General features: G+C 71.3%; 11 protein-coding genes. 8 read left to right on the top strand and 3 right to left on the bottom strand.

Annotation, left to right across the window (positions count from 1 at the left end; all coding sequences use genetic code 11):
* Positions 1-177 precede the first annotated feature (177 nt).
* The gene (locus JHN45_RS50330; RefSeq protein WP_307783439.1) at positions 178-1,776 is read left to right on the top strand and encodes a protein kinase; all 1,599 of its coding nucleotides are present in this window, start codon (positions 178-180) and stop codon (positions 1,774-1,776) included.
* A gap of 21 nt (positions 1,777-1,797) precedes the next feature.
* Here the strand turns inward: JHN45_RS50330 and JHN45_RS50325 are convergent, their stop codons facing one another.
* The 3 genes from JHN45_RS50325 to paaI all read right to left on the bottom strand — a co-directional run bounded on the left by JHN45_RS50325 (position 1,798) and on the right by paaI (position 4,491).
* Positions 1,798-2,586: an SAM-dependent methyltransferase gene (locus tag JHN45_RS50325; protein ID WP_200716912.1), complete on the bottom strand. Its 789-nt coding sequence runs from the start codon at positions 2,584-2,586 to the stop codon at positions 1,798-1,800.
* 130 nt (positions 2,587-2,716) lie between these two features.
* Positions 2,717-4,063, bottom strand: a complete 1,347-nt coding sequence (gene paaK / locus JHN45_RS50320; protein ID WP_201056164.1) for a phenylacetate--CoA ligase PaaK — start codon at positions 4,061-4,063, stop codon at positions 2,717-2,719.
* Positions 4,060-4,491, bottom strand: coding sequence for a hydroxyphenylacetyl-CoA thioesterase PaaI (gene paaI / locus JHN45_RS50315; RefSeq protein WP_201056161.1), 432 nt, complete (start codon positions 4,489-4,491; stop codon positions 4,060-4,062). The genes paaK and paaI overlap by 4 nt, the downstream gene beginning before the upstream one ends.
* Positions 4,492-4,585: 94 nt before the next feature.
* On the opposite strand from paaI, the gene JHN45_RS50310 reads away from it, so the two are divergent.
* The 7 genes from JHN45_RS50310 to paaD all read left to right on the top strand — a co-directional run.
* Positions 4,586-5,791, top strand: coding sequence for a thiolase family protein (locus JHN45_RS50310; RefSeq protein ID WP_201056159.1), 1,206 nt, complete (start codon positions 4,586-4,588; stop codon positions 5,789-5,791).
* A gap of 8 nt (positions 5,792-5,799) precedes the next feature.
* Positions 5,800-6,567, top strand: a complete 768-nt coding sequence (locus JHN45_RS50305) for an enoyl-CoA hydratase/isomerase family protein (protein WP_201056166.1) — start codon at positions 5,800-5,802, stop codon at positions 6,565-6,567.
* The gene (locus tag JHN45_RS50300; protein WP_201056158.1) at positions 6,564-7,430 is read left to right on the top strand and encodes a 3-hydroxyacyl-CoA dehydrogenase family protein; all 867 of its coding nucleotides are present in this window, start codon (positions 6,564-6,566) and stop codon (positions 7,428-7,430) included. Before JHN45_RS50305 ends, JHN45_RS50300 begins: the two co-directional genes overlap by 4 nt.
* A gap of 142 nt (positions 7,431-7,572) precedes the next feature.
* Positions 7,573-8,565 carry a 1,2-phenylacetyl-CoA epoxidase subunit PaaA gene (gene paaA, locus JHN45_RS50295; RefSeq protein ID WP_201056157.1) on the top strand — a complete coding sequence of 331 codons (993 nt, stop codon included), beginning with the start codon at positions 7,573-7,575 and terminating at the stop codon, positions 8,563-8,565.
* The gene (gene paaB / locus JHN45_RS50290; protein ID WP_033278572.1) at positions 8,562-8,846 is read left to right on the top strand and encodes a 1,2-phenylacetyl-CoA epoxidase subunit PaaB; all 285 of its coding nucleotides are present in this window, start codon (positions 8,562-8,564) and stop codon (positions 8,844-8,846) included. The genes paaA and paaB overlap by 4 nt, the downstream gene beginning before the upstream one ends.
* A gap of 9 nt (positions 8,847-8,855) precedes the next feature.
* The gene (paaC, locus tag JHN45_RS50285) at positions 8,856-9,692 is read left to right on the top strand and encodes a 1,2-phenylacetyl-CoA epoxidase subunit PaaC (protein WP_201056156.1); all 837 of its coding nucleotides are present in this window, start codon (positions 8,856-8,858) and stop codon (positions 9,690-9,692) included.
* Positions 9,686-10,004 (top strand): 1,2-phenylacetyl-CoA epoxidase subunit PaaD (gene paaD / locus JHN45_RS50280; protein ID WP_201056155.1); only part of this gene is annotated, 319 nt, incomplete at its 3' end. The genes paaC and paaD, both read left to right, overlap by 7 nt.

Genomic DNA, 10,004 nt, shown 5'->3' with positions numbered 1-10,004 from the left:
GCCCGTGGATGTCCTCGTGCAGGTGCACGAGGACATCCACGGGCAACTGACGGCCGATGGCGGGTTGTTGGCCTGACGTCGGTGATCGCACCCCTAGGATGTCGGGTCGGAGCCCGGCCGCGTCGACCTCACGGTGGATCCGGTGATCGTCGGGCCCGCTCAAGGAGGACATGTTCCGTGCTTTCGCTCGATGGCTCCGACCCCTCGCACATAGGCCGCTACCGTCTGGTCGGCAGACTCGGCGAGGGCGGGATGGGGAAGGTGTACCTCGCCCGGTCGCCCGGTGGCCGTCCCGCCGCCGTGAAGGTGATCAACGACCAACTCCGGCACGACGAGCACGCGTTGAGCCGGTTCCGCCGCGAGGTGGAGACCCTGGGCACGGTCCGGAGCGCGTACACGGCCTCGCTCATCGACGCGGAGTTGGAGACACCGCCGTACTGGCTGGCCACCGAGTACGTGCCGGGGCCCACCCTGCACGCCGCCGTCGTCAGCGACGGACCGCTCCCCGCTGACCTGGCCCGGGTCATGCTGGCCGCCCTGGCCGAGGGTCTTGAGGCCATCCACGTCCGAGGGGTGTGGCACCGCGATCTCAAGCCGCACAACGTCATCCTCTCCGCCACCGGCCCGCAGCTGATCGACTTCGGTATCGCCAGGTCCACCGAGGCGTCCAACCTCACGCAGGCCGGCAGTGCGATCGGCAGTCCCGGATACATCGCGCCGGAGACCTTCACCGGCGGCCGGACCGGTCCGGAGGCGGATGTGTTCGCCCTCGGGGCCACCCTGGCGTTCGCCGTCACCGGCCGACCCCCTTACGGGGACGGGCCGTTCGCGGCCGTGTCCTACCGCTCGGTGCACGGGGAGATCGACCTGAAGGGCGTGGACCCCGGCGTCGCCGAGCTGATCGAGGCCTGCGTGCGCAGCGATCCCACGCAGCGCCCCACCCCGCAGCGCATCATCGAACTCGCCCGGGCCGAGGCCGACCTCGTCCACCATCCCGCCTATCAACGCGCCCTCGCCGTCGGCTCGTTGACGGACCGGGAGCGTGCCGCGACCGTCGCCGACCTCGGGGGCGGAGCCGTGGCCGTCGCCCCGGACGCGATGACGGCCACCCTGGACGGTGCCCGACAGCACCACGCCGTCACGCTCCTCGCACCCGAGGCCGGCCTCGACACCCCCGCGCCGGGCGCCTACGGTCCCCACCCGCCCGCGCAGCCGGACGGTGGCGGGACCCGACGCGGGCGTCGCGTGCTGTGGGCCGCCGTCGGCGCGGTCTCGCTGGTCGCCGTCACCGCCTCACTGCTGGTGTCCCACGCCTTCCAGGACAAGGACTCCACCTCCGCCCACCCCTCCCCGTCCGCGAGTTCGAGCAGATCCACCGGCACATCGGCATCGGCCACCCCGTCGGCGTCACCTTCCGCTTCCGGCACGGGCGCGGCCAGCCTGCCCGACGCCGTGGTGGTGAAGCCGCCCTTCACCTTCGACCCCGGGAAGGTCCTGGAGACCGTCCGCTCCAGGCTGATCATGCAGACGGACGGCAACCTGGTGCTCTACGACCAGGACGGCACCGCTCATTGGGCCAGCCAGACCTCGGGCGAGGGGAACACGGCGGTGTTCCAGGCGGACGGCAACCTGGTGGTCTACAACGCCCAGACGCAGCCGGTGTGGGCCAGCAACACAGGAGGCGCCGCCGGGGCGACCCTCAAGGTGCTGGAGGACGGCAACATGGTCATCGCGACCGACGGCGGCGTCGTATGGCAGACCAATACCGCGCACTGACAGCACGGTGGATCCGAGGGCTCAGGGGATCCGCGCGACCGCCGCGTAGATCCCGCTGCCCTCCGGGGTCTCGCCGGGTGCCGGAGGGTTCCACTCCGTCGCCGTGACCAGGCCGGGCGCCACCAGGTCGAGGCCGTCGAAGAAGCGGGCGACCTCCGGGCGGGTGCGGAAGCCGAGCTTGATGCCGCCCTTGGCGTACTCGGCGGTGACCTGCGCCGCCAGTTCCGGGTAGAGGTCGGACGCGGCGTGCGACAGGACCAGACAGCTGCCGGACGGCATGGTCGCGACGAGGTCGCGGACGATGCCGTGGGCGTCCTGCTCGTCCGGGATGAAGTGCATCAGCGCGATCAGCGAGAGGGCGATCGGGCGGTCGAAGTCCAGGACGTGGCGGGCGTGTTCGACGATGGCCTCGGGCTCGCGCACATCGGCCTGGATGTAGTCGGTGACCCCGTCGGGGTGGCTGATCAGCAGCGCCTCGGCATGGCGCAGCACGATCGGGTCGTTGTCGGTGTACACGACCTTCGCGGCCGGCACGGTCCGCTGCACGATCTGGTGCAGGTTGGGCGCGGTGGGGATGCCGGTGCCGATGTCCAGGAACTGGTCGATGCCCCGGCCCGCCAGCCAGGTCGCCGCGCGGTGCATGAACTGACGGTTCTGCCGGGCCGCGTCCTTCGCCTCGGGCGGCAGTTTCTCCCCCACGGCCTCGTCGACCGGGTAGTTGTCCTTGCCGCCCAGCAGCCAGTCGTAGACCCGTGCGGGATGTGCCTTGCCGGTGTCGATCTGCGGGGCCGACTGGGGGTCGGTCGTCATGGCAACTCCATCGTGCCGAGTGGAGGGATCGGGCCGAGCTCTCGATCATCGTACTCGGGACGGTCATGTGGCCTGCGGGGGAGGGGAGTTGGGCCGCCGCGCCGGTCACCGGCCCGGCGCCCCCCGAACATCACTGCTCCCGCAAGTCCTTGACCCGGCGGATCTTGCCCACCGAGCGCTCCAGCGTCTCGGGGTCGACGATCTCCACGTCCACGGTCACGCCCACACCGTCCTTTACACCCTTGCCGATCGCCGCCGCCGCGGCCGTCCGCTGCTCGGGACCGGCGCCGGGGCGGGCCTCGGCGCGGACCGTCATGTGGTCCATCCGGCCGCGGCGCGTCAGCTGGATCGTGAAGTGCGGGGCGACGGCGGGGGTGCGCAGGATGATCTCCTCGATCTGACTCGGGAAGACGTTCACCCCGCGCAGGATGATCATGTCGTCGCTGCGGCCGGTGATCTTCTCGATCCGCCGGAAGGCCGGGCGGGCCGTGCCGGGCAGCAGCCGGGTCAGGTCGCGGGTGCGGTAGCGGATGATCGGCAGCGCCTCCTTCGTGAGGGAGGTGAAGACGAGTTCACCGCTGTCGCCGTCCGGGAGCACCTCGTCGGTGAACGGGTCGACGACCTCCGGGTAGAAGTGGTCCTCCCACACATGGAGGCCGTCCTTGGTCTCCACGCACTCCTGCGCCACACCGGGGCCGATCACCTCCGACAGGCCGTAGATGTCGACCGCGTGGATGTCCATCCGCTCCTCGATCTCGCGGCGCATCTCCTCCGTCCACGGCTCGGCGCCGAAGATGCCCACCTTGAGGGAGCTGGCGCGCGGGTCGATGCCCTGGCGCTCGAACTCGTCGAGGAGGGTCAGCATGTAGGACGGGGTGACCATGATGATCTCGGGCTCGAAGTCCTGGATGATCTGCACCTGGCGGGCGGTCATGCCACCGGACGCGGGGATCACGGTGCAGCCCGCGCGCTCGGCGCCGTAGTGCGCGCCCAGGCCGCCGGTGAACAGCCCGTAGCCGTACGACACATGGACCTTGTGGCCGGGACGGCCGCCGGCCGCGCGGATCGAACGGGCCACCACGTCCGCCCACATGGAGAGGTCGTTCTCCGTGTAGCCGACGACCGTGGGGCGGCCGGTGGTGCCGCTGGAGGCGTGGACACGGCGGACCCGGTCCATGGGGACGGCGAACATGCCGAAGGGGTACGTCTCCCGCAGATCGGCCTTGGTGGTGAAGGGGAACCGGGCCAGGTCATCGAGAGTGCGGCAGTCGGCGGGTTTGACACCGGCCTCGTCGAACTTGCGGTGGTACAGCTCCACGTTGTCGTACGCGTGCCGCAACGTGGCCTGTAGCAGGCCGAGTTGGTGTGCGCGCAGTTCCTCGCGGGTGAGGCGCTCGGCGGCGTCCAGCAGCGCTTCGGGCAGCGGTTCGCCCAGGCGTGGGCTCGCGGCCACCGGGGCCTTCGGGTCGCTGCTCATGGAGACTCCTTCGTCCTCGTGCTGTCGATACTGCGGCTCCGTCCCCGGAACTCCGCGATCACCTGGTCGCCGCGCTCCACGCTCACGTCGTAGATGCCGCTGCGGCCGAACCGGGTGCGCTCCGTCGCGGTCGCCACCAGGACGTCGCCCTCGTGCGCCGGGGCCACGAAGTCGATGTCGGCGCCGGCGGCCACGGTCACCGGGCCGTGGCTGTTGCAGGCACAGGCGAAGGCGGAGTCCGCGAACAGGAACAGATAGCCGCCGTGGGCGATCCCGTGTCCGTTGACCATGGCCGGGGTCACGGTCATCCGGAGCACGGCGGTCCCCTCGCCGTGCTCGACGAGCTCGATACCGAGCGCCCGGGACGCCTCGTCCGCGGCGAACATCTTCTCCGTGGGACCGGAGGCCGTGTTCATGGCCTGCGTCATTTTCCACCACCTTGTGGACCGACCGAACATTCGGTTAGCGTGCGGCACGGCCAAGTAATCCAGCATCACCACTGCCTGTCAAGAGGTGGAACGCATGCCCCAGACCAGCTCCGAGCCGTCCTCCGACGAGGTCTATCTGATCGACGGGGCCCGCACCCCGCAGGGCCGCTACGGCGGCGCCCTGGCCTCCGTACGGCCCGACGACCTTGCCGCGCTGGTCGTCGGCGAGGCGGTCCGCCGGGCCGGGATTCCGGCCGAGGAGGTGGACGAGGTGATCCTCGGCGCCGCCAACCAGGCCGGCGAGGACAACCGGGACGTGGCCCGTATGGCCGTCCTGCTGGCCGGGCTGCCGCACACCGTGCCCGGCTACACCGTCAACCGGCTCTGCGCCTCGGGACTGACCGCCGTGGCCTCGGCCGCCCAGGCGATACGCGCCGGAGAGGCGGACCTCGTCGTCGCCGGCGGCGTGGAGTCCATGACCCGCGCGCCCTGGGTGATGGCCAAGCCCGGCACCCCCTGGGCCAAGCCCGGGGAGGTGCACGACACCTCGCTCGGCTGGCGCTTCACCAACCCGCGCTTCGCCGCGCAGGACACCCTGTCCATGGGCGAGACCGCCGAGGAGGTCGCCGCGCTCGACGGCATCACCCGCGCCGACTCCGACGCCTTCGCGCTGCGCAGCCACCAACGGGCCGTCGCGGCACAGGAGTTGGGCCACTTCGACCGGGAGATCGTGCCGGTGGTGGTGAAGGGCGGCGAGGTCACCCGCGACGAGGGCCCGCGCCCCGGCACCACGCTGGAGAAGCTCGGCTCCCTGCGCACCATCTTCCGCGCCGGCGGCATCGTCACCGCGGGCTCGTCCTCACCGCTGTCCGACGGCGCCGCCGCCCTGGTGGTCGCGAGCGGCGCGGCCGTCCGTCGCCACGGACTCACCCCCAGGGCCCGCATCGTCACCTCCGCCTCGGCCGGAGTGCAGCCCCACCTCATGGGGCTCGGCCCGGTCCCCGCCACCGAGAAGGCCCTCACCCGCGCCGGATGGGGGACCGGCGACCTGGATGCCGTGGAACTGAACGAGGCCTTCGCCGCCCAGGCGCTCGCGGTCACGCGCCGCCTGAAGCTCGACGAGGACAAGGTCAACGCCGACGGCGGCGCCATCGCCCTCGGCCACCCCCTCGGCTGCTCCGGCGCCCGCATCCTGCTCACGCTGCTCGGCCGGCTGGAGCGGGAGGATGCCCGGAGGGGTCTGGCGACGCTGTGCGTCGGCGTCGGCCAGGGTGTCGCGATGCTCGTGGAGCGGGTGTGAGCGCGCCCATGTCCTACGAGACTCTCCGCGTCGAAGAGCGCGCGGACCGCGTCGTCGTCACGCTGCACCGACCCGAGGCGCGCAACGCCATAAGCGGGCTGATGATCCGCGAACTGCACACCGTCTGCGAGCAGTTGGAGCAGGACCCGAAGCTGCTGCTGCTCACCGGTCATGGCGGGGTCTTCGCGGGCGGCGCCGATATCGCGGAGCTGCTGGAGCGCGGGCGGGACGAGGCGCTGCAGGGCATCAACAGTCGGCTGTTCGAGCGGGTACGCCGGCTGCCGATGCCGACCCTCGCGGCGGTGGACGGCTGGGCGCTGGGCGGCGGCGCTGAGTTGTCGTACGCCTGTGATCTGCGGATCGCCGGTCCGGACGCCGTCTTCGGGAACCCGGAGCCCGGCCTCGGGATCCTCGCCGCGGCCGGTGCCTGCTGGCGGCTGCCCGAGCTGGTCGGAGAATCCGTGGCCAAGCAGGTGCTGCTCGCCGGACGGAACCTCGACGCGGCGGCGGCGCTGGCCGCAGGGCTTGTCATCGACGTCGTACCGGCGGAGAAGCTGCTGGACGAGGCGCACGCGCTGCTCGACCGGATGGCCCGGTCCTCGGCCACCGCGCTCCGGCTCACCAAACTCGTGGTCGATTCGCCGGGCGCCCACCCGATCGCCGACGACCTTGCGCAAGCTGTGCTCTTCGAGGGGCAGGACAAGAGGGACCGGATGACACTCTTCTTGAATAACTTGAATAAGAGGGGCCTGGAGAAGAGGAGTAGCCGCGCATGAGCCCAACACCCCACTCCGCGCCCGCAGTTGTAGGAGTCATCGGCGGCGGTCGGATGGGCGCCGGTATCGCGCAATCCTTCGCCGCCGCCGGATCGTCCGTGACCGTCGTGGAGAGCGGTGAGCAGGCCTCGGCCGCCGCGCTGGACCGGGTCGCGACCGGACTGAAGCGGGCCGCCGAGCGTGGCCTGCTCGGCGAGCCCCCGGAGCAGGTTCTTGCTCGGGTCACCATGGCGGACTCCGTCGACCGTCTGCCCGCCGACGCCGACCTGGTCGTCGAGGCCGTCCCCGAGGATGTCGGGCTCAAGGCCCGTGTGCTCGCGGCGGCCGAGCGGGCGGTCGGTACGACGACCGTGCTGGCCACCAACACCAGCTCCCTGTCGGTCACCGAACTCGCCGCCGCGCTCTCCCGGCCCGGCCGCTTCTTGGGCATGCACTTCTTCAACCCGGTGCCCGCCTCGGCCCTCGTCGAGATCGTCGTCGCGCCCGGCACGGAGGCCGCCACCGTCGGCGCCGCCCTCGACTGGACGCACGCGCTCGGCAAGAAGGACGTGACGGTCAAGGACTCGCCCGGGTTCGCCAGCAGCCGCCTCGGACTGGCGCTCGGCCTGGAGGCGATCCGCATGGTGGAGGAGGGCGTCGCCGAGCCGGAGGCGATCGACGACGCGATGAGCCTCGGCTACAAGCACCCCATGGGGCCGCTGCGCCTGACCGACCTGGTCGGCCTCGACGTACGGCTGGCCATCGCCGAATACCTGCACTCGACCCTCGGTGAGCGCTTCGCCCCGCCGCAGCTGCTGCGCGACAAGGTCGCGCGCGGTGAACTGGGCCGCAAGACGGGGCAGGGGTTCTACACGTGGGAGTGAGCGTGGGGCAGGCGGATGGTGTCGGCGGAGCCGTGGTCCGCGGGCCGCTGACCAGCCATTCGCCCGGCAGGTCTTGCCTCACCGGGGGAAACCCTTCACACTGGGAACCGAACGAATGGTCGGTAGGGGAGTTGGGGTGTCGATGACGAGCACAGGCACGGAGGCGTCAGCCGCCGACCGGGACGAGACGCGGTTCGAGGAGCAGTTCGACGCCACGATCGCGAAGGACCAGCGGATCGAGCCCCGCGACTGGATGCCCGACGGCTACCGCAAGACCCTGATCCGGCAGATCGCGCAGCACGCGCACTCGGAGATCATCGGGATGCAACCGGAGGGCGACTGGATCACCCGCGCGCCCTCCCTGCGCCGCAAGGCGATCCTCTTCGCCAAGGTGCAGGACGAGGCCGGACACGGGCTGTATCTGTACTCGGCCGCCGAGACCCTGGGCGCGGACCGCGCGGAGCTGACCGAGGCGCTGATCGAGGGCCGGCAGAAGTACTCGTCGATCTTCAACTACCCGACGCCGACCTTCGCCGACGTCGGCGTGATCGGCTGGTTCGTGGACGGCGCGGCGATCTGCAACCAGGTGCCGCTGTGCCGCTGCTCGTACGGGCCGTACGCGCGGGCCATGGTGCGGGTCTGCAAGGAGGAGTCCTTCCACCAGCGCCAAGGCTTCGAGTTGCTGCTCACGATGATGCGCGGCACGGACGCGCAGCGGGCCATGGTCCAGGACGCGGTGGACCGTTGGTGGTGGCCGTCGCTGATGATGTTCGGCCCGCCCGACGACGACTCGCCCAACTCGGCCCGCTCCATGGCCTGGAAGATCAAGCGGCACAGCAACGACGAACTGCGCCAGCGCTTCGTCGACATGACCGTCCCGCAGGCCGAGAAGCTCGGAGTCACCCTGCCCGACCCGGAGTTGAGCTGGAACGAGGAGCGCGGTCACCACGATTTCGGCACCCCCGACTGGTCCGAGTTGCAGCGCGTGATCAAGGGCGACGGACCGCGCAACGCCGAGCGGGTCTCCCGCCGCCGGGCCGCCCACGAGGAGGGCGCCTGGGTCCGGGAGGCGGCCACCGCCCACGCGGCCAAGCAGGCCGCGCGTACGAAGAAGACAGAAGGAGCGGCGGCATGACGCAGGACTGGCCCCTGTACGAGGTGTTCGTGCGCGGCAAGCGCGGACTCAACCACGTCCACGTCGGCTCGCTGCACGCCGCCGACGACGCCATGGCCCTCACCCACGCCCGCGACCTCTACACGCGGCGCAACGAGGGCGTGTCCATCTGGGTCGTGCGCTCCGAGCACATCGCCGCCTCGACCCGCGACGAGAAGGACCCGTTCTTCGCGCCGAGCGCCGACAAGGTCTACCGCCACCCCACGTTCTACGACATCCCCGAAGACGTCCCCCACATCTAGGAGCAGGGAATGAGTGACGACCACGTCTATCTGTCCCTGGCCGAGGGGCACGACGACAGCGACGCCCGCTGGGCCTTCGGCACCGGCTTCGAGGACCCGCTGCACGGCGTCGACCAGAGCGTGCCGGAGGGGACCGACACCACCCAACTGGCCGCGTCCTGCCTGGCACTTGGTGACGACGCGCTCGTCAGCGCACAACGGCTGGCTCAATGGTGCACGGCCGCCCCCGAGTTGGAGGAGGAGGTCGCGCTGGCCAACATCGGGCTCGACCTGCTCGGCCAGACCCGCCTGCTCTATGCCCGCGCCGGCCAGGTCGACGGCACCGGACGCGGCGAGGACGCGTACGCCTACTTCCGCGACGCCGACGCCTTCCGCAACGTACGGCTGGCCGAACTCCCCAACGGGGACTTCGCGTTCTCCGTCACCCGCCTTCTGGTGCTGTCCTCCTGGCGGCTGGCCCTCTTCGAGCGCCTCGCCGTCACCACACCGGACCCGGTGCTCGCCGCCATCGCCGCGAAGGGCGTCAAGGAGCTGGCGTACCACCGGCAGTACGCCGCCGAGTGGGTCGTCCGGTTGGGCGACGGCACCGAGGAGTCGCAGCGGAGGATGCGGGACGCGCTGGTCGCCATCGCGCCGTACGTGGACGAACTCTTCGCGGGGGAGGGAGAGTTGAAGGCCGAGGTGCTGGCCGTGCTCCACCAGGTCACGGACGCCGCCGGGCTCGCCTGGCCCGAGGCGGCACCCGTCCCCGGGCACGGCCGCGACGGCGACCACACCGAACACCTGGCCCCGCTTCTCGCCGAACTCCAGAGCGTGGCCCGCGCCCACCCGGAGGCGACATGGTGACCACCCTGCTCGACGCGCGGCGCGCCCGGCACATCGCCGCGCAGGTGCCCGACCCCGAGATGCCCATGCTCACGCTGGCCGACCTCGGTGTCCTGCGTGACGTCGAAGTGCGCGAGGACGGCACGGTGGTAGCGAGTCTCACGCCGACCTACTCCGGCTGCCCGGCCATGGCCGAGATGCGCGCCGAGGTGGCCGCGCGGCTGACGGACGCCGGGTACGCGCGCGTGGAGATCCGTACGGTCCTCACCCCGCCCTGGAGCAGCGACTGGATCACCCCGGCCGGCCGCGCGAAGCTCGCCGAGCACGGCATCG

Origin of the sequence: Streptomyces sp. MBT53 (assembly GCF_016654115.1) — a bacterium.
GTDB lineage: Bacteria > Actinomycetota > Actinomycetes > Streptomycetales > Streptomycetaceae > Streptomyces.
The sequence above is the reverse complement of the archived record's forward strand: the minus strand, read 5'-3'. Positions and strand labels throughout refer to the sequence as shown.